At 60.5% G+C, this 20,079-nt stretch carries 14 protein-coding genes and 1 pseudogene; 11 read left to right on the forward strand and 4 right to left on the reverse strand.

Features of this window, described 5'->3' with window-relative positions:
* Positions 1 to 1,364 (forward strand): EF-Tu/IF-2/RF-3 family GTPase (locus ACIOYV_RS22120; RefSeq protein WP_401327031.1); only part of this gene is annotated, 1,364 nt, incomplete at its 5' end.
* A gap of 214 nt (positions 1,365 to 1,578) precedes the next feature.
* Here the strand turns inward: ACIOYV_RS22120 and ACIOYV_RS22125 are convergent.
* Complete coding sequence (locus tag ACIOYV_RS22125) at positions 1,579 to 2,019, reverse strand: YkgJ family cysteine cluster protein (protein ID WP_054054719.1); 441 nt, start codon at positions 2,017 to 2,019, stop codon at positions 1,579 to 1,581.
* Positions 2,020 to 2,279: 260 nt separating this feature from the next.
* Between ACIOYV_RS22125 and ACIOYV_RS22130 the strand changes: the two genes are divergently transcribed.
* The 5 genes from ACIOYV_RS22130 to ACIOYV_RS22150 all read left to right on the forward strand — a co-directional run bounded on the left by ACIOYV_RS22130 (position 2,280) and on the right by ACIOYV_RS22150 (position 11,795).
* On the forward strand, positions 2,280 to 4,730 hold the full coding sequence (locus ACIOYV_RS22130) for a glycogen/starch/alpha-glucan phosphorylase (RefSeq protein WP_054054715.1): 2,451 nt from the start codon (positions 2,280 to 2,282) through the stop codon (positions 4,728 to 4,730).
* A 232-nt stretch (positions 4,731 to 4,962) separates the two neighbouring features.
* Entirely contained in the window at positions 4,963 to 8,565 is a 3,603-nt protein-coding gene (locus ACIOYV_RS22135) for a DUF2339 domain-containing protein (protein WP_401327033.1), read from the forward strand.
* The gene (locus ACIOYV_RS22140) at positions 8,562 to 9,935 is read left to right on the forward strand and encodes a DUF3999 domain-containing protein (protein ID WP_401327035.1); all 1,374 of its coding nucleotides are present in this window, start codon (positions 8,562 to 8,564) and stop codon (positions 9,933 to 9,935) included. The genes ACIOYV_RS22135 and ACIOYV_RS22140 overlap by 4 nt, the downstream gene beginning before the upstream one ends.
* Positions 9,936 to 10,177: 242 nt before the next feature.
* Positions 10,178 to 11,188: a class 1 fructose-bisphosphatase gene (locus ACIOYV_RS22145; protein ID WP_054054707.1), complete on the forward strand. Its 1,011-nt coding sequence runs from the start codon at positions 10,178 to 10,180 to the stop codon at positions 11,186 to 11,188.
* A 4-nt stretch (positions 11,189 to 11,192) separates the two neighbouring features.
* Positions 11,193 to 11,795, forward strand: coding sequence for a DUF924 family protein (locus ACIOYV_RS22150; protein ID WP_401327037.1), 603 nt, complete (start codon positions 11,193 to 11,195; stop codon positions 11,793 to 11,795).
* A 110-nt stretch (positions 11,796 to 11,905) separates the two neighbouring features.
* Here the strand turns inward: ACIOYV_RS22150 and ACIOYV_RS22155 are convergent, their stop codons facing one another.
* Positions 11,906 to 12,670 carry a methyl-accepting chemotaxis protein gene (locus tag ACIOYV_RS22155; protein WP_375538756.1) on the reverse strand — a complete coding sequence of 255 codons (765 nt, stop codon included), beginning with the start codon at positions 12,668 to 12,670 and terminating at the stop codon, positions 11,906 to 11,908.
* A gap of 93 nt (positions 12,671 to 12,763) precedes the next feature.
* A pseudogene (locus ACIOYV_RS22160) lies at positions 12,764 to 13,798 on the reverse strand (cache domain-containing protein); the annotation flags it as partial.
* Between the two features lie 283 nt (positions 13,799 to 14,081).
* Here ACIOYV_RS22160 and ACIOYV_RS22165 point away from each other — a divergent pair.
* Entirely contained in the window at positions 14,082 to 14,336 is a 255-nt protein-coding gene (locus tag ACIOYV_RS22165) for a hypothetical protein (RefSeq protein WP_054054697.1), read from the forward strand.
* 31 nt (positions 14,337 to 14,367) lie between these two features.
* Positions 14,368 to 14,937, forward strand: coding sequence for a lipocalin family protein (locus tag ACIOYV_RS22170; protein WP_054054694.1), 570 nt, complete (start codon positions 14,368 to 14,370; stop codon positions 14,935 to 14,937).
* A 121-nt stretch (positions 14,938 to 15,058) separates the two neighbouring features.
* On the opposite strand, the gene ACIOYV_RS22175 is transcribed toward ACIOYV_RS22170, so the two are convergent.
* Positions 15,059 to 16,423 carry a formimidoylglutamate deiminase gene (locus ACIOYV_RS22175; protein ID WP_401327041.1) on the reverse strand — a complete coding sequence of 455 codons (1,365 nt, stop codon included), beginning with the start codon at positions 16,421 to 16,423 and terminating at the stop codon, positions 15,059 to 15,061.
* Positions 16,424 to 16,569: 146 nt separating this feature from the next.
* Here ACIOYV_RS22175 and hutC point away from each other — a divergent pair, with 146 nt between their 5' ends.
* From hutC to hutU, 3 genes are all read left to right on the forward strand, one after another.
* Complete coding sequence (hutC, locus tag ACIOYV_RS22180; RefSeq protein WP_177331472.1) at positions 16,570 to 17,280, forward strand: histidine utilization repressor; 711 nt, start codon at positions 16,570 to 16,572, stop codon at positions 17,278 to 17,280.
* Positions 17,277 to 17,846 carry a HutD family protein gene (locus ACIOYV_RS22185; protein ID WP_401327044.1) on the forward strand — a complete coding sequence of 190 codons (570 nt, stop codon included), beginning with the start codon at positions 17,277 to 17,279 and terminating at the stop codon, positions 17,844 to 17,846. The genes hutC and ACIOYV_RS22185 overlap by 4 nt, the downstream gene beginning before the upstream one ends.
* Before the next feature lie 468 nt (positions 17,847 to 18,314).
* Entirely contained in the window at positions 18,315 to 20,003 is a 1,689-nt protein-coding gene (hutU, locus tag ACIOYV_RS22190; RefSeq protein WP_401327047.1) for a urocanate hydratase, read from the forward strand.
* The last annotated feature ends 76 nt before the right edge of the window (positions 20,004 to 20,079 follow it).

Consider the following 20,079-nt stretch of genomic DNA (forward strand, 5'->3'; position numbering starts at 1 on the left):
CTACCGAAGAACAGCTGGACTTCAAAGTCGTCTACGCCTCGGCCCTGAACGGCATTGCCGGTCTGGAACACACCGACATGGCTGAAGACATGACCCCGCTGTACCAGTCGATCGTCGACAACGTACCTGCGCCGAAAGTCGACCGCGATGGTCCGTTCCAGATGCAAATCTCGGCTCTGGACTACAACAGCTTCCTGGGTGTTATCGGCGTTGGCCGTATCGCTCGTGGCCGCATCAAGCCGAACACTCCGGTTGTCGCTATCGACGCCGACGGCAAGAAGCGTACTGGCCGTATCCTGAAACTGATGGGTCACCACGGTCTGCACCGTATCGACGTTGAAGAAGCAGCTGCCGGCGACATCGTCTGCATCAGCGGCTTCGACCAGCTGTTCATCTCCGACACTCTGTGCGACCCACTGAACGTCGAAGCGATGAAGCCGCTGACCGTTGACGAACCAACCGTTTCCATGACCTTCCAGGTGAACGACTCGCCTTTCTGCGGTAAAGAAGGCAAGTTCGTGACGTCCCGTAACATCAAGGAACGTCTGGACAAAGAACTGCTCTACAACGTTGCTCTGCGCGTTGAAGAAGGCGACACCGCCGACAAGTTCAAAGTCTCCGGCCGTGGTGAGCTGCACCTCTCGGTACTGATCGAAACCATGCGTCGCGAAGGCTTCGAAATGGGTGTTGGTCGTCCGGAAGTGATCATCCGCATGGTTGACGGCGTCAAGCACGAACCGTACGAAAACGTGACCATCGACCTGCCAGAAGAATCGCAAGGTTCGATCATGGAACAGATCGGTATCCGTAAAGGCGACCTGACCAACATGGTTCCGGATGGCAAGGGCCGTGTGCGCCTTGAGTACAACATCCCGGCTCGTGGCTTGATCGGTTTCCGTAACGAGTTCCTGACCCTGACCTCCGGTGCAGGCATCCTGACCTCGATCTTCGACCGTTACGACGTGATGAAGTCCGGCGACATGTCCGGCCGTCAGAACGGCGTGCTGGTTTCGGTTGCTACCGGTAAGGCTCTGACTTACTCGCTGGAAACCCTGCAAGCTCGCGGCAAACTGTTCCTGGGTCACGGTGAAGACGTGTACGAAGGTCAAATCGTCGGCATCAACAGCCGCGACAACGACCTGGGCGTTAACCCAACCAAAGGCAAGAAGCTCGACAACATGCGTGCCTCGGGTAAAGACGAAACCATCGCTCTGGTTCCGCCTATCCGTTTCACCCTGGAACAAGCTCTGGAATTCGTTCAAGAAGACGAATTGTGCGAAGTCACTCCTAAGTCCATCCGTCTTCGTAAGAAGATCCTGGGCGAAAGCGAGCGTACCCGCGCTGCCAAGAAGTCCGGTAACTGAGTTATTTAGTTAGCTGACAAAAAAACGCCCCCGACCGCAAGGTCGGGGGCGTTTTTGTTTGTCTGGGGTTTGTGTGGTGTTTGTACCGGCCCCTTCGCGGGCAAGCCTCGCTCCTACAGGTTCGGGTGATACGCGATTGCCGCGAACGACGTAATACCCTTGTAGGAGCGAGGCTTGCCCGCGAAAGCAATCTATCAGGCAGCGAGATTTCGGGTTAAAACTTCTCGAGGGTACGGCGACTGGCGCTGGTCTCACGCACAATTTCTTTGGGCTTGTAAGCGCAATACCCCGGCCGCGGGCCGATTTTCGGGTGGTTGCGGCAAGTATCCGGGCGCTTTTCATAAATAGTGCACAGACGGCTCTTACGATCCAGGTACAGGCAATCGTTGTTGCTCATGCGCTGGAGGGTGAAGATCTCGGTCTTCTGGCTGTAACGCTCGACGATCCCTTCCTTCTGCAGGCGCTTGGCGATGTTTTTCGCCGGCTCGCCGCGCTCGAACTCGTCGACGATGCCGATGCGGATCAGATCCTTGATCTTGACCTCGACCGGTAAGGTGCAGCAACTCGACACGCAGGAACCGCACATCGGGGCAGAATATTTGGCCCAGGTATCGAGGCGGTCGATCTCCGCGGCGGCGATCAGGTTGGACTTCATCATCGGTTGTTACCAGCGTGTGCATCAGGGCGCGCGATCATACCGGGACTGGTGGATTTTTGAACAACCTTTCGCCAGTTTTTTTCAGGATCGCCCAATAATTGCCGTTAATCCGGCACGGCCCCTGCATTGATTCAGGTACATGACAATGTAATGCCGGCCTATCTCGCACTATCAGGAAAAACTGCCGAACCAGAGCCCATACCGCCTGTCAGACCGTCTAGGCTCAGACAACTCAAAGCTCGCTCGAGGTCCTATCGATGACTCAAGAACCACTTGTTCGCGAAGCAGAGGTGGCCGCATTCCGCGACGCCGTCTTGACCAAACTCACCTACGCGGTGGGCAAAGACCCGGATCACGCCTTCGACCACGACTGGTTCGAAGCTATTGCGCTGGCAGCGCGCGACCACATGGTCGAGCACTGGATGGATCACACGCGGCAGATCTACCGCAAAGGCCAGAAGCGGGTTTACTACCTCTCCCTGGAATTTCTTATCGGCCGCTTGCTCTACGACAGCCTGAGCAACCTCGGCCTGCTCGACGTCGCCCGCGAAGCGTTGACCGAACTCGGTGTCGACCTTGAACGCATTCGCCTGCTGGAGCCCGATGCGGCCCTGGGCAACGGTGGCCTCGGCCGCCTCGCTGCGTGCTTCATGGAAAGCATGTCGACCCTCGGCATCGCCGGCCATGGTTATGGCATTCGCTATGAACACGGTTTGTTCCGCCAGGCCATCGTCGATGGCTGGCAACAGGAACAGACTGAACACTGGCTGGATTTCGGTAACCCGTGGGAGTTCGAACGCCCAGAAGTGGTCTACCCGATCGGCTTTGGCGGCAGCGTCGAAACCGTCACCGACGAAGCCGGCAAGACCAAGCAAGTCTGGACCCCGGCGGAAACCGTGCGGGCGATTGCCTATGACACCCCGGTGGTCGGCTGGCGCGGTGCGAGCGTCAACACCCTGCGCCTGTGGCGTGCTCGTGCCGTCGAAGACTTGCACCTGGAACGCTTCAACGCCGGCGACCACTTGGGCGCTGTGGCCGAAGTGGCCCGGGCCGAAAGTATTTCCCGCGTCCTCTATCCGGCGGACAGCACCGAAGCCGGCCAGGAATTGCGCCTGCGTCAGGAATACTTCTTCGTCGCCGCGTCCCTGCAGGATTTGCTGCGCCGCCATCGCAACATGCACACCTCGGTGTTGACCCTGGGCGACCACGCAGCGATTCAGCTCAACGACACTCACCCATCGATTGCCGTGGCCGAGCTGATGCGGCAACTGGTCGACGTCTACGATGTCGCGTGGGATGCCGCGTGGCAGGTGACGGTCGATACGCTGTCGTACACCAACCACACGCTGTTGCCAGAAGCCCTGGAAACCTGGCCGGTCGGTTTGATGGAACGCATGCTGCCGCGACACATGCAGATCATCTATCTGATCAACGCCCAACACATCGATTCGCTGCGGGCCAAAGGCATTCACGATTTCGACGTGCTGCGCGCTGTCTCGCTGATCGAAGAAGACAACGGCCGCCGCGTGCGCATGGGTAACCTGGCGTTCCTCGGTTCCCACAGCGTCAATGGCGTGTCCGCATTGCATACGCAGCTGATGCGCAAAACCGTGTTCTCCGAACTGCACAAGCTCTACCCGGAGCGGATCAACAACAAAACCAACGGCATCACCTTCCGCCGCTGGCTCTACCAGGCCAACCCCGAACTCACGTCGATGCTGGTCGATGCTCTCGGGCCGGACTTGCTGGATAACCCGGAAGAGCGCTTGCTTGATCTGGAGCCGTTCGCCGAGAAAACCGCTTTCCGCAAAGCCTTCGCCGATCAGCGTCTGCACAGCAAGAAAGCCCTGGCGTATCTGATTCATGAACGGCTGGGCATCGCGGTCAACCCGGCGGCGATGTTCGACGTGCAGGTCAAACGGATCCACGAATACAAACGCCAGTTACTCAACCTGATGCACACGGTTGCGCTGTATCAGGCGATTCGTGCCGAGCCTGAAATCGACTGGGTACCGCGAGTAAAAATCTTCGCTGGCAAGGCTGCGGCCAGTTATCACCAGGCCAAGTTGATCATCAAGCTGACCAACGACATCGCCCGGGTGGTCAACAACGACCCGACCGTGCGCGGTTTGCTCAAGGTGGTGTTCTTGCCTAACTACAACGTCAGCCTGGCGGAGAGCATTATTCCGGCGGCGGATTTGTCGGAGCAGATTTCCACTGCAGGCTTCGAAGCGTCGGGCACCAGCAACATGAAGTTCGGCCTCAACGGCGCGCTGACCATCGGCACGCTCGATGGCGCCAACGTCGAAATGTGCGAGCGCATTGGCGCCGAGCACATGTTCATCTTCGGCCTCAGTGCGCAGCAGGTTGAAGCGCGCAAGCAAAACCACGAGTTCAACGCTGCACCGGATATTGCCGCGTCCCATCGTCTTAATGACGTGCTGCAAGCGATTCGCGGCGGGGTGTTCTCGCCGGATGATCCGTCCCGTTACACCGGGTTGATCGATTCGCTGGTGGACTACGACCGCTTCCTGGTTTGCGCCGATTTTGACTCTTACTGGGACGCGCAGATGCGCGTTGAGGCGCACTGGCACGATTCCCAGGAATGGTGGCGTTCGGCGGTGTTGAACACCTCGCGGATGGGCTGGTTCTCGTCGGATCGTACGATTCGTGAGTACGCCACGGAAATCTGGAAGGCTTTGGAGTAACTTTTAGCAATAATTACGAGCAAGGCCCAACGCCTGTTGGGCCGGATCGATATACTAAGCGCCAGTTTGCCGGATATTTTTGAAGTGTCTGTGCGGACGCTTTCGCGGGCAAGCCTCGCTCCTGCAGGGATCGTGTTCTCTGTAGGTGCGAGGCTTGCCCGCGAAGACGTCAGCGCCGGCGCTACAAGGCTTCTGGACTTGCCCGGCAATGGGCCACTTAGGGATATCGACCATGCAATGGATCTTGATGCTGATTGGTTTGGCGCTGGGCTGGATGCTCGATGAGTCGTTCAGCGATGCGCTGTTGGGCGCGCTGCTCGGGTTGGGCATCGGCCAGGCCTTTCGCATTGGCCGCTTGAGTTCGCAATCGGCCCGGCAACGCCTGCTGCTTGAACAGGCACAGGTGGCGCTGAATGCGGTGCAGCAACGCCTGGCGTTGTTGGAGATGTCCGGCGTCAAAGCGCCGGAGGCCAATCAGCCCGAAGCGATTCACCCTGAAGTCAGCGAGCCCGTTGCACCCCCGGAATTCATTCTCGACGAAATCCCTGTCCAAGCTCCGGAACTGATCTGGGAGCTCCCGCCCGAACTCGAACCGATCACCGCCGCGGCCAGCGAAGCCAGCCGTCCGTTGCCCGCCGATGTGTGGACCCCGGAACCGGTCGCCCGCGAACCCCGAAAACCCGCAGCACCTCGCGAACCGAATGTGTTCGACCGCGCCGTCACCGGTGCACGCAACTGGCTGTTCGGTGGCAACACCGTGCTGCGGGTCGGTGTGGTGCTGTTGTTCCTCGGTCTGGCATTCCTGCTGCGCTACGCCACCGAAGGCATGGTTGTGCCGATCGAAATGCGCTACGCCGGGGTCGCCGCCAGTGCGTTGGGCTTGCTTGGCCTGGGCTGGTGGCTACGGCATCGCAACAACCATTACGCGCTGATGCTGCAAGGCACCGGGATTGCCGTGTTGTACCTGACGGTGTTCGCCGCGATGCGCTTGCACCCGCTGCTCGACCCGACCGCAGCCTTGGGGTTGCTGGTGGCTGTGACGGTGTTCTCGGCGATTCTGGCGATCACCCAGGATTCCCTGGCACTGGCGTGCGCCGCGGCACTCGGTGGTTTCGCCGCGCCGATATTGACCTCGACCGGCGCCGGCAACCACGTCGCGCTGTTCAGCTACTTTGCACTGCTCAACACCGGCATCCTCGCGATCGCCTGGTTCAAGGCGTGGCGACCGCTCAACCTGATCGGTTTTGTCGGCACGTTCGGCATCGGCTTCGCCTGGGGCCTGCGCTCCTACACGCCTGAGTTGCTGTGGAGCACCGAACCGTTCCTGATTCTGTTCTTCCTGATGTACTTGGGCATCGGTCTGTTGTTTACCCGGCGCAAGTTGTTGGAAATGACCGATGCCCCGGCGGACGATGATCGCCAGGCGCTGCTGAATTGGTCGGCGCGCAAGGGCGATTACGTCGACGGCACGATGCTGTTCGGCCCGCCGTTGGTGGGTTTCGGTTTGCAGTTCGCATTGGTCCAGCATCTGGAATTCGCTGCCGCGTTCAGCGCGCTGGCGCTGGGCATGATCTACATGGCCCTGGCCCGGTTGCTGATGGGCGGTCGCGCGTTGTTGCTGGCGGAAACCTGTCTGGCGCTGGGCGTGATTTTCGCCAGTCTGGCGATTCCGCTGGGTCTCGACGCACGTTGGACCGCTGCGGCCTGGGCCGTGGAAGGCGCGGGGATCTTCTGGCTCGGCCTGCGTCAGCAACGACCGCTGGCCCGCGCCTTTGCCTTGTTGCTGCAACTGGGTTCGGCACTCGCGTTTCTCAGCAAATTGCAGCCCGGCGAAAGCAGCCTGCTGGACGGTTCATGGCTGGGTGCATTGATGCTCGGCGTGGCGTTGCTGTTCAGTTTCTATCAACTGCGCAAAGCCTTGCCGGAGCAGGCGTCGGCGTGGGAACGCCAGGGCCTGCCCGTGTTGGCGTGTCTCGGCCTGACCTTCCTTTATCTGCTGGCACCGCTGTTCTTCCTGACTCACGGCACGGCGATCAGTTGGGCGCTGGCCGGGTTGGCGACACTGTTCGTTGGTTTGCGCCTGCAATCGCGTACGTTCCTGTTCACCGCGTTTGCCGTGCAATTGCTCGGCGGTGCGTTGTTCCTGTTGCGCCTGAAAGGGGCGAGCGGGGATTCTGCTGCTGTGTTCAGCGCCGGTTGGAGCGGATTGCTTAGCGCCTCGCTGATTGGCCTAGCGTTGATCGCCGGCATGTTGCTCGCAGCCCGTGACGAGATGGTGCGCAGCGATGTCCGGTTGCTTCGCGGCTTGTCGGTGGTGCTGCTCGCCGGTCTGGTGCTGATCAACCTCGCGGTGCTGTTCGTGCTGCCATGGCAAACCGCGAGTGCGGTGTGGGCGGCCAGCGGGTTGTTCATCATCTGGCTGAGTCTGTACCTCAAGCAGCGCGTGAGTTTTGTCTTTGGCCTGCTGTTGCAAGTGATCGGCGGCGCGGCATTCCTGTACGCCGGGCCGGATTTGCTGGGGCCATTGGCCAGTGAAGGTTTGAAACCTCTGGCCCACAGCGGTTTCTGGACACCGCTGGTGCTCGGCCTGGCGGCGCTGGTCGGTGCCTGGCGCTTGCAGTTGGGTAATCACGCGTCGGCGTTCGATGCGTTGAGCCTGAATCGCTTGTCCGAATTGCTGCTGGTATGGGGCGTGGGCTGGTGGGCGTTGGCGTGGATCAGTGAAGTGCTGCGCTTTGCTCCGGTGAATCTGCAAGCGACTTTGCTGCTGGCTGTTGCGGCGCTGAGTGTGGCGCTGTGGACGCTGTTGTCGCTGCGATTGAAATGGCCATCGTTGGGCCTGGTCTGCACCTTCCTGATTCCGGCGGCGGGGCTGGTGTTGCTCTCTGCGTGGCATTCGCGTTATCACCCGGCGGCCGACTTTGGCTGGCTGGTGTGGGCGGCGGTGTTCGTCGTGCACTTCATTTCCCTTCGGCGTTTGGCGCCGATGCTGCCAGCGCGCGCCCTCAGCACCGCGCATGTGCTCGGCTGTTGGATGTTGATCGGTGTGCTGGCGCAGGAGCTGCGTTACGGCTTGCTGCTGTTGTCCGAGCAGTACAACGCCTGGCGTTGGTTGGGCTGGGCGATTCTGCCGAGCCTGTATCTGGTGCTGGCCGCCGCGCCGCGCAACTGGCCGTGGCCGGTGTCGACGTATTCCCGGGAGTACCGCGTGTACGCCGCCGCGCCGCTGGCCTTGTTGATGCTCGGCTGGTTCTGGCTGGCGAACGGTGTCAGTGACGGCACCGCCGAGCCGCTGCCGTATGTGCCGCTGATCAACCCGCTGGAATTGGGCCTGCTGTTCGCGCTGTTCGGCGTTTACGTGTGGTCGCGCAGCGCGGTGGCGCAATTTGCCTTGCCGAAGGTGTACGCAGAGAACGCCACGCTGCTGATCGCCGGCGCTTCGCTGTTCGTGTTTTTCTCCGCGGTGGTCACGCGCACCGCACACCACTGGGGCGGCGTACCGTTCGAGCTGGATCAACTGCTGGCGTCGATGCAGGTGCAGGCTGGTCTGTCGATCGTCTGGACCTTGATGGCGCTGGGCTTGATGATCGGTGGTCATCTGCGCCATCGCCGTGAAGTCTGGCTGATCGGTGCTGCGCTGATTGGTGTGGTGGTGGCCAAACTGTTCTTTGTCGAATTGAGTAACCGTGGCGGACTTGCGCGGATCGTCTCGTTTATCGGCGTTGGCGTGTTGTTGCTGGTGGTGGGCTACTTCGCCCCGCTGCCGCCCAAGCGTGCCGAGGCTGCGCCGGAATCTGAAAGTCCGGCCCCTGAAACCGAAGGAGTGTCGTCTTGAGTCAGAAGCTGAGCCTGGGTTGGTTGGGCGCTGTTGCGATGGGCGTGGCGCTGTCGGCCAGCGCCCAGGAGAAACCTTCGGACTTCAGCACTCAGGTGCCGTTGTCCGTGAGCGGCGAGGGGCCGTGGTATCGCCTCGAATTGCCGCTGAGCGTTCAATTGAACGCACGGCAAACTGATCTGAGCGATGTGCGCGTGTTCAACGCGGCCGGCGAAGCCCAGGCCTATGCCTTGGCCCGGGAAACCGCGCAGTCCGCCGAAAACCGCAGCACCACCGACGTGAAGTGGTTCCCGCTGTACAGCTCGGCGGACGCCACCGAACGCGCGCCGAGCGTGCGCGTGCAATCGAGCGCCAACGGCACGCTGGTGGAAGTGCAGCCGTCCACTCAGTTGGAAGCGGGGGAAGAAGTGTTGCGTGGCTGGTTGCTCGACGCCAGCGGGATCAAGGCGCCGTTGCAGCAGTTGATCCTCGACTGGACCAGCGAGCGCGATGGCTTCCAGCGGTTCAGCATCGAAGCCAGCGACGACTTGCAGCTTTGGCAGTCGTGGGGCGAAGGGCAGGTGGCGCGGCTGTCGTTTGCCGATGAGCGGGTCGAGCAACACGAAGTCGGTCTGCCGGGGCAATCGGCGCGTTATCTGCGTTTGCTGTGGAACTCTCCGCAGTCGGCGCCGGTGCTGACCTCGGCGCAACTGGAAAGCGCCAGCACCCGCAGCCTGCCGTTGCCGTTGGTCTGGTCGCAACCGTTGGCCGGCACCCGTTTGAAGGACGGCGAATACACCTGGCAATTACCGATGGGGCTGAATCTCGAGCGTGTGCAGGTCGAGTTGAGCCAGCCCAACAGTTTGGCGCCGGTGACCTTGTCCGGTCGTCGCGAAAGCAGTTTGCCGTGGCAGTCGCTGAGCGCCGGTTTGCTCTATCGCCTGACTCAGAATGGTCAGGACGTGGTGCAGAACGAACTGCAGCTGTCGGGGCAAACCGTGCAGCAATTGAAACTGACTGTGGATGAACGCGGCGGTGGCCTGGGCGCTGAAGCGCCAACCGTGAAATTTGCCGTGCGCTCGACGCAAGTGGTGTTCCTGGCGCGTGGCGCCGGGCCGTATACCCTGGCGCTGGGCAGTGCGACGGTGAAGACGGCGAACTTGCCGTTGTCGACGTTGATCCCGGACTACAGCCCGGCGAAGTTCGCGGCCTTGGGCAAGGCTACGGTTGATAGCGGGGCAGCGGTGACTCAGGCGCCGACGGCGGTGGCTGCTGCCACGGCTGACACCAACTGGAAGAAATTCGGGTTGTGGGCGGTGTTGTTGCTGAGTGTGCTGTTTCTGGCGGTGATGGCCTTCAGTCTGCTGCGCAAGCCGCCGGTCAAACCCTGAGAATGGCTGGCGCTACGCGCCATTCGCGGGCAAGCCTCGCTCCTACAGGGACCGCGCTCTTGTGTAGGAGCGAGGCTTGCCCGCGAAGGCGATATGTCAGCCGGTAAAGATGTCCGTTTCGAACTACGCTAAACCCCGCACATGAACTCTATCGGGCGTATCACGTCTGATAGGAGGAAATGCGCCCCGACTCGCGTTAAACTGCGCGGGTTTTTAGCCCCCCCATTCCACCGGAGCCTTCCATGTCCCGCGTTACCCTGAGTCGCTATTTGATTGAGCAGACCCGTAGCAACAACACCCCTGCCGATCTGCGTTTCCTGATCGAAGTGGTGGCGCGCGCCTGTAAAGAAATCAGCCACGCCGTCTCCAAGGGCGCCCTCGGTGGTGTTCTGGGCAGCATGGGCACTGAAAACGTCCAAGGCGAAGTGCAGAAGAAGCTTGATGTGATGTCCAACGACATCCTGCTCGAAGCCAACGAATGGGGCGGTCACCTGGCCGGCATGGCGTCCGAAGAAATGGACAATGCCTACCAGATCCCGGGCAAATACCCGAAAGGTGCGTACCTGCTGGTATTCGACCCACTGGACGGTTCGTCGAACATCGACATCAACGCGCCGGTCGGTACTATCTTCTCGGTGCTGCGTTGCCCGAACGAATACCTGACCCAGAACGAGCCTTTGAACGAAAAGGCCTTCCTGCAGCCAGGCACTCAGCAGGTTGCCGCCGGTTATGCGATTTACGGTCCACAGACCATGCTGGTGCTGACCCTGGGCAATGGCGTCAAAGGCTTCACCCTGGACCGTGAAATGGGCAGCTTCGTGCTGACCCACGAAGACATCACGATCCCGGAATCCACCCAGGAATTCGCGATCAACGCCTCCAACCAGCGTCACTGGGAAGCCCCGGTACAACGCTACGTCGGCGAATTGCTGGCAGGCGATGAAGGTCCGCTGAAAAAGAACTACAACATGCGTTGGGTGGCTGCGATGGTTGCCGACGTGCACCGCATCCTGACCCGTGGCGGTCTGTTCATGTACCCGCGCGACAGCCGCGAGCCATCCAAGCCGGGCAAACTGCGCTTGATGTACGAAGCCAACCCGATGTCGTTCCTGGTCGAACAAGCCGGCGGCGCGTCCACCGATGGTCACCAGCGCATCCTCGACATCCAGCCGGACGGCCTGCACCAGCGTGTAGCGGTGTTCCTGGGCTCCAAAGAAGAAGTCGCACGCGTCACGGCTTACCACAAGGAATAAACCCATGACCGCGCCCTGGCAGCCGTTGCTCGAATGGTGGTTCGGATCAGCCGAAGCCCCCAACGACGTAGCGGCTGACAGGGAAAAGTTATGGTTCGGCAAGCGCGACAGCCAGGACTTCGAAGCGCGTGAGCGTTTCGGGGACTGGGTCGAGCAGGCACTGGCCGGCGGTTTGACCGACTGGGCGCAACGCCCCGAAGGTTGGCTGGCCCTGGTGCTGCTACTCGACCAACTCCCGCGAATGATCTTTCGCGACACCCCTAAATCCTTCTCTGGCGATCTCCGGGCTCAAGCCCTGGTGGCGCAAGGCATTGCCGCAGATTTTGATCGGCAGTTAAAGCCTATCCAGAGGGTTTTCATCTACCTGGTGTTCGAACATTGCGAGAACCTTGCGGTACAGAACGAGGCGGTTTCGCGGTTTATCGCGCTGGTTGATGAGCAGCCGGAAGCGGATCGGGCAGTGTTTGCCGATAACCTGGACTATGCCGAGCGGCATCAGAAAATCATTGCGCGGTTTGGACGGTTTCCCCATCGCAATGGGGTGCTGGGAAGGGAGTCTACGGCTGAGGAAATTGAGTTTCTGTCGGGGCCGGGATCAAGGTTCTGAATTTTCGTTGTTGCTGATGCCGCCTTCGCGGGCAAGCCTCGCTCCTACAGGTAACGCGCTGTAATCCTGTAGGAGCGAGGCTTGCCCGCGAAGGGGCCCGCTAGAATGGCTTAAATCCTGAAGCTACCCACCAACTGCTTCAACCGCGCCGCTTGCTGTTCAAGGTCCGAGCACGCGCGCAACGTCGCCTGCAAGTTCTCCACACCTTCCTGATTCAGCGTGTTGATCTCGGTGATGTCGACGTTGATCGATTCCACCACGGCAGTCTGCTCTTCAGTCGCGGTGGCCACGGACTGGTTCATCCCGTCAATTTCACCGATACGCTGCGTCACGCTGCCCAGGCGTTCGCCGGCCTGGTTGGCGATGCCGACGCTGCTTTCGCTCTGGCGCTGGCTGTCGGTCATGGTGCTTACGGCTTCGCGGGCGCCGACTTGCAGCTCTTCGATCATCTTCTGCACTTGCTGCGCCGAATCCTGGGTGCGGTGGGCGAGGTTGCGCACTTCATCGGCAACGACCGCGAAACCGCGGCCGGCTTCACCAGCGCGTGCGGCTTCGATGGCCGCGTTCAAGGCCAGCAAATTGGTCTGCTGGGAGATGCTGGTGATCACTTCCAGAATCTGCCCGATGTTCACCGTGTTGCTGTTGAGCGTCTCGATGTTGCCGCACGAATCGCTGATCTTCGCCGACAGCTGCTGCATCGCTGCGATGGTTTTATCCACCACTTGCTGACCGTCTTCGGCCAGCGCGCGAGCATCGCTCGAGTGCTGGGAGGCGAGGGCGGCGTTCTGGGCGATTTCCTGGGCGGCGGCGCCCAGCTCGTTGATCGCGGCAGCCACGCTGCTGGTACGCGAGGCTTGCTGGTCGGAGTTGTACATCGACGAGTTGGAGGCCGCGACCACACGCAAGGCGACTTCGTTGACCTGGCCGGTGGCCGAGGCGACTTCGCGGATCGAGGTGTGGATCCGCTCCACAAAACGGTTGAACGACGTGCCCAGCGCGCCGAATTCATCGTGGCCGTGGATGGTCAGGCGTTTGGTCAAATCGCCTTCACCTTCGGCGATGTCATGCATCGCGCGACCCATGGTCAGCAACGGCTGCATCAGGAAGCTGATCAACATGCCCAGCAGCGCAATGATGATCACCACGGCGATGACCATGGCGATGATCGCCGAGGTGCGGAATTCGCTGAGCATCGCGAACGCGGTTTCCTGGTCCAGCACCAGCGCCACGTACCAGTCGGCCGACGGCACGCCGTTGACGTGGGTGAAGGAGATGAACTGGGACTTGCCGTCGAGCTCGACTTCTTTCAGGCCCGGGCTGACTTTCGGCGCGCCGTTCGGGTAGGCCTCAGCGAGGGTCTTGAGCACCAGTTTGCTGTCCGGGTGGATCAGGATCTTGCCGTCGGCGCTGACGATAAACGCGTGGCCGTGACCGCCGAAGTTCAGCGAGTTGATGATCGCGCTGACGCTGGACAGGTCGATGTCCGCACCGGCGACGCCGATCATCTTGTTCTCATGCTGCACGGGTGTGGCGACAGTGATCACCAGTTTGCCGGACGAGGCGGCGATGTACGGTTCGGTGACGATGGTTTGCCGCGCGCTATCGGCGGCCTTGTACCAGCCACGGGCGCGCGGGTCGTAGTCGGCGGCGCGGTTGCCGGCCGGAATCGAGGTCATCACGCCTTCGGTGCTGCCGAAGTAGCTCAACTGAAAATTACCGGTGTAGGCCGGCAGGTCAATGGCGCGTTTCAGGCTGGCCGGCGCGCTGCCATCCACGGCGATCTGCTGGGACAGCGATTGCAGCAACTGGATGCGGCTTTCCAGCCAGGTCTGGATATTACTCGTGGTCAGACTGCCGAGTTCCTGCATTGAGGACTCGGTACTGCTGCGCAGGGTCTGGCGCTGGCGGTAGTCGTTGAAGAGGATGAAGCACGCAAATGCAACGGCCACTACGAGGGCAGCAGCCAGCAAGATCTTGTGGCTGAACTTCATGTTTCTGGTCATTAAATGAGCTACCGCGGAGGGGGCTGGTCAACAAGGGGCGTCAATTTGCCACAGGAGTGGGCTTAACGCTGCTGTTATGTCGACTGCTCGACGCCAAAGATTAGGCGATTTTCTGCAAATACCGACGAAATGCCGAATAGCGCGAGAAAGTGGCTGATTTATCAAAAAAACCCAGACGAGTGGCTCAATAAATAGCCGGGCGGTCGGGGAACCAGATAGGGGTTTTCTCTTCTAAGCTTCAGCTTGGCACCTGCCAACCCCCCTTCGCTCCAGGAGCTACACCATGTCGCTGCGATCTATCGCCTTGCTTTCGTTCTGCGTGTTGTTGGTCGCATGCAGCAAGGTCAATCAGGAGAATTACTCCAAGCTGTCGGCCGGCATGGCCAAGGCCGAGGTTGAAACCTTGCTGGGCAAACCCGCCGATTGTTCGGGCGCGCTTGGTATGTCCAGTTGCACCTGGGGCGACAAAAACAGCTTTATCAGCGTGCAGTACGCCGGTGACAAAGTGCTGATGTTTTCCGGCCAAGGCCTGAAGTAAACCGGGGCGATGCGCCCACGGGAGAAAAACAATGAAGCGGTTATTGATAGTTCTTTTCGCTGGCCTGGTATTGGCTGGCTGCGCCTCTTCTGGTGTAGATCCGTTAGCACCCAAGACGGCCAACAGCGTCAACCTCAAGCGTTACCAGGGCACCTGGTACGAGTTGGCCCGCCTGCCGATGTACTTCCAGCGCAACTGCGCACAATCCGAAGCACATTACACCCTCAAGCCGGACGGTAATGTGGCGGTGCTCAATCGTTGCCTGACGCCGGACTGGCAATGGGAAGAGGCCAAGGGCACGGCTTATCCACAGGTGCCGGGCAAGACCGACAAGCTGTGGGTCGAGTTCGACAACTGGTTTTCGCGGCTGATTCCGGGTGTGGCGAAGGGCGAATACTGGGTGCTGTACGTCAGCGACGACTACAAGACCGCCATTGTTGGCGACCCGAGCCGCAAGTATCTGTGGCTGCTGTCCCGGACCCCGACGGTCAACGGCGTGGTGCGTGAAGAACTGCTGAGCAAGGCGCGTCAGCAGGGTTACGACACCACGCGACTGATCTGGCGTGCGTCGGATACGAAGATGGCCAAGACCTCGAACTAATAGCCACCGAAGACCCAATGTGGGAGCGAGCCTGCTCGCGAAAGGGCCGTCAGACTCAACAGCAATGTTGACTGACAGTCCGCTTTCGCGAGCAGGCTCGCTCCCACAATGGTTTCCGGTGTCAGCCCAAAAGATCGCGCAGGACTTGGGTAAACGCCCGGTTGCTTTCTTCTTCGCCCGCATGACGCCCATCACGCACAACCCACTGGCCGTTAACCAGCACATCACGCACCTGGCGATCACCGCCAGCAAACAACCAGCGATTCAAAATCCCGTCACCACTCGCCGTCGCCAGGTACGGATCATTGCCGTCCAGCACCAGCCAATCCGCACGCTTGCCGACTTCCAGCGCACCAATCGGTTGCCCCAATGCCTGAGCGCCGCCATCCAGTGCCGCGTCATACAACGTGCGACCAACCATCGGCTGCTCCGCGCCATACAAACGATTACGCCGCTGATCCCGCAGACGCTGGCCATATTCCAGCCAACGCAATTCTTCCACCACGCTCAATGACACATGGCTGTCGGACCCGATGCCCATGCGTCCGCCCTGGGCGAGGAAATCTACGGCGGGGAAAATCCCGTCGCCGAGGTTGGCTTCGGTGGTCAGGCACAGGCCGGCGATGGCGCGACTCTTGGCCATCAGCGTGACTTCTTCCGGGTTGGCGTGGGTCGCGTGGACCAGGCACCAGCGCTGATCGACTTCGGTGTTTTCGTACAGCCATTGCAGCGGACGGCGGCCGCTCCAGCTCAGGCAGTCATCGACTTCCTTCTGCTGTTCGGCGATGTGAATGTGCACCGGGCATTGCTTGTCGCTGGCGGCCAACACTTCGCTGATCTGCTGCGGGGTGACCGCGCGCAACGAGTGGAAACACAAACCAAGCGATTGCGCCGGTTGCTGCGCCAGGATCGGCTGCAAACGCGACTGAAGCGTGAGGTAGTTTTCGGTGCTGTTGATAAAGCGCCGCTGGCCATCGTTCGGGGCCTGGCCACCGAAACCGGAGTGGCTGTAGAGCACCGGCAGCAAGGTCAAACCAATACCGGCGGAGCTAGCGGCCTGGCTGATGCGCAGCGCCAGTTCGGCCGGGTCAGCGTAGGGCTGGCCATTGGTGTCGTGGTGCACGTAATGAAATTCCGCGACCGAGGTGTAACCGGCCTTGAGCATTTCAATGTACAGCTGACGGGCGATGACGCCGAGTTGGTCCGGGCTGATTTTTCCGACGAGGCGATACATCAAGTCGCGCCAGGTCCAGAAACTGTCGTTCGGATTACCCGCCACTTCCGCCAGCCCGGCCATGGCCCGCTGGAAGGCGTGGGAGTGCAGATTCGGCATGCCCGGCAGCAGCGGACCGCTTAGCCGTTCGGCGCCATCTGCGTGGGAATCGGCCTGGATATGGGTCAAGACGCCATCGGCGCTGACCTCAAGACGTACATTGTTGGCCCATCCACTAGGCAGCAGCGCGCGTTCGGCAAAGAAGGCGGACATGGTTCAGCACCCCATCGTGTGTTATTTGTATATACATATACAGACGTTTGCCTGCTCGGTAAACTCCGGCAAGCTAGCAACCTATTCCAAACGAACAAGGATTAACCGTGCCGACTCCGCCTGCAGTGTCACCGTTGGCCGCGAACATGGGCGACAGTCCGGCGCCCTTGTACGCCCGCGTCAAACAGATGATCACCCAGCAAATCGACAGTGGAAACTGGCCGCCGCACTACCGCGTTCCGTCGGAAAGCGAGCTGGTCAATCAGCTGGGATTCAGCCGCATGACCATCAACCGCGCCCTGCGCGAGATGACCGCCGACGGTCTGCTGGTGCGCATGCAAGGCGTCGGCACGTTCGTCGCCGAGCCGAAAAGCCAATCCGCCCTGTTTGAAGTGCACAACATCGCCGACGAAATCGCCTCGCGCGGTCACCGTCATACCTGCCAGGTGATTACCCTCGAAGAGGAGGCCGCCGGTTCCGAGCGCGCCCTGGCTCTGGACATGCGCGAAGGCCAGAAGGTCTTCCATTCGCTGATCGTGCATTTCGAAAACGACATTCCGGTGCAAATTGAAGACCGTTTCGTCAACGCGCTGGTGGCCCCGGATTACCTCAAGCAGGACTTCACCCTGCAAACTCCTTACGCCTATCTCAACCAGGTCGCGCCGCTGACTGAAGGCGAGCACGTGGTCGAGGCGATACTGGCTGAAGCCTCCGAGTGCAAATTGCTGCAGATTGAAAAAGGCGAGCCGTGCCTGCTGATCCGTCGCCGCACCTGGTCCGGCCGTCAGCCAGTGACCGCCGCCCGTTTGATCCACCCCGGTTCTCGTCATCGTCTGGAAGGACGCTTTCATAAATGAGTGAAGTGAAGGTTTTACGCGCCAAAGACTACCCCCGCATGCCCTGGAAAAACGGCGGCGGCAGCACTGAAGAAATCACCCGCGACGCGGGCACTGGCCTCGATGGTTTCGGCTGGCGCCTGTCGATTGCTGACATTGGCGAGTCCGGCGGCTTCTCAACGTTCGCCGGCTATGAGCGTGTGATCACCGTGCTGCAAGGCGAAGGCATGACCTTGCGCGTCGATGGCCAAGACACGCGGCCGTTGTTACCGCTGGACCCATTTGCCTTTAGCGGTGAGAGCCAGGTGTCGTGCGCCTTGCTCGGCGGGCCGATTCGCGATTTCAACCTGATCTACGCGCCGCAGCGCTACAGCGCGCGGTTGCAGTGGCTGGATGGCGAGCAGCGGTTTTTCAGTTCGGCCGGGACGGTGCTGGTGTTCAGTGTCGCCGAAGCGCTGGACGTGAAAGTGGGTAACAGCGACGCACAATTGGGTCGCCATGATTGCCTGCAACTTGATGGTAATGCTGGTTTGCTGGAAGTCTCCAGTAACGGCGCGTGCTGCGTGATCGAGCTGATCGCACGCTGATTCAGAATCCCTTTCGCGGGCAAGCCTCGCTCCTACAGAATTGGCGTCGATCCCCCGTCTGATGATCGACACAAAACCTGTCGAAGCGAGGCTTGCCCGCGAAGCTTTTCGCTACTCATCCCCGTTCCAAATCGCGCACCACTTTGTTACCGAACGCCCCAGCGTGGCGCAAAACCACGCTCAAGTAACAGCCGTCACCCCCGCGCAAAAATCCCCCCGAAAAATTTCATCTTCATCAAACCCTTGATCTACAGGCTTTCCAGCCCTGCCAAAACTTTTCTTGAATGCCCATCCAATAAGTTGGCCGCTTGATTGCATATGCTTGTATGTACAAGTAAAGACGTATGCGTATGAGTCGACCGAGACTCCTCGCAGCGTCCACTGATTCGCTTGTGGCGCAACGACGCGCACAGGCTGGCTTGCCCACTGCCAGGGTTGGTTTGAATTGATCGCTGAGGAGTCTTTTTCGTGACTGACAATACCCAGAAACCTACTAAGTTTCGTGACGTTGAAATCCGTGCCGCACGCGGTAACAAGCTGACAGCCAAGAGCTGGCTGACCGAAGCGCCGCTGCGCATGTTGATGAACAACCTCGACCCGGAAGTTGCCGAGAACCCTAAAGAACTGGTGGTTTACGGTGGTATCGGTCGTGCGGCGCGTAACTGGGAATGCTACGACAAGATTGTCGAAAGCCTGACCAACCTGAATGACGACGAGACCCTGCTGGTGCAATCCGGCAAGCCGGTCGGCGTGTTCAAGACCCACACCAATGCACCGCGCGTACTGATCGCCAACTCCAACCTGGTGCCACACTGGGCGAGCTGGGAACACTTCAACGAACTCGACGCCAAAGGCCTGGCCATGTACGGCCAGATGACCGCCGGCAGCTGGATCTACATCGGCAGCCAAGGCATCGTCCAGGGCACCTACGAAACCTTCGTCGAAGCCGGTCGCCAACACTACAACGATGACCTGAAAGGTCGTTGGGTCCTGACCGCCGGCCTCGGCGGCATGGGCGGCGCTCAGCCATTGGCCGCAACCCTGGCTGGCGCTTGCTCGCTGAACATCGAATGCCAGCAGGTCAGCATCGACTTCCGCCTGAACAGCCGTTATGTCGACGAGCAAGCCACCGACCTCGACGACGCTCTGGCCCGCATCGAGAAATACACCAAAGAAGGCAAGGCGATCTCCATCGCACTGCTGGGTAACGCGGCGGAAATCCTGCCGGAACTGGTCAAGCGCGGCGTGCGCCCGGACATGGTCACCGACCAGACCAGCGCCCACGACCCGCTCAACGGTTACCTGCCGGCTGGCTGGACCTGGGAAGAGTATCGCGCTCGCGCCAAGACCGAGCCTGCTGCTGTCGTGAAAGCCGCCAAGCAATCCATGGCCGTGCACGTTAAAGCGATGCTCGAATTCCAGAAAATGGGCATTCCAACCTTCGACTACGGCAACAACATCCGTCAGATGGCCCAGGAAGAAGGCGTGGAAAACGCATTCGATTTCCCAGGCTTCGTACCGGCTTACATCCGTCCGCTGTTCTGCCGTGGCATCGGTCCATTCCGTTGGGCTGCGCTGTCGGGTAACGCGGAAGACATCTACAAGACCGACGCCAAAGTAAAAGAACTGATCCCGGACGATGCCCATCTGCACAACTGGCTGGACATGGCTCGCGAGCGCATCAGCTTCCAGGGGCTGCCGGCACGTATCTGCTGGGTTGGCCTGGGCCTGCGCGCCAAGCTCGGCCTGGCGTTCAACGAAATGGTGCGCAGCGGCGAGTTGTCCGCGCCAATCGTGATCGGTCGCGACCACCTGGACTCCGGTTCGGTCGCCAGCCCGAACCGCGAAACCGAGTCGATGCAGGACGGTTCCGACGCTGTGTCCGACTGGCCACTGCTCAACGCCCTGCTCAACACCGCGAGCGGCGCGACCTGGGTTTCCCTGCACCACGGCGGCGGCGTCGGCATGGGCTTCTCCCAGCACTCGGGCATGGTGATTGTCTGCGACGGTACGGACGAAGCGGCCGAGCGTATCGCTCGCGTCCTGCACAACGACCCGGCGACCGGCGTTATGCGTCACGCCGATGCGGGTTACCAGATCGCGATCGATTGCGCCAAGGAACAGGGCCTGAACCTGCCGATGATCACCGGCAAATAAGAGATCGGGCCGCCTGAAATGGGTGGCCCGACGCAAAACCTGTAGGAGCGAGGCTTGCCCGCGAAGGCGTCTTTAC

It is taken from the genome of Pseudomonas sp. NPDC087342 (genome assembly GCF_044744265.1).
Classification (GTDB): domain Bacteria; phylum Pseudomonadota; class Gammaproteobacteria; order Pseudomonadales; family Pseudomonadaceae; genus Aquipseudomonas; species Aquipseudomonas nunensis.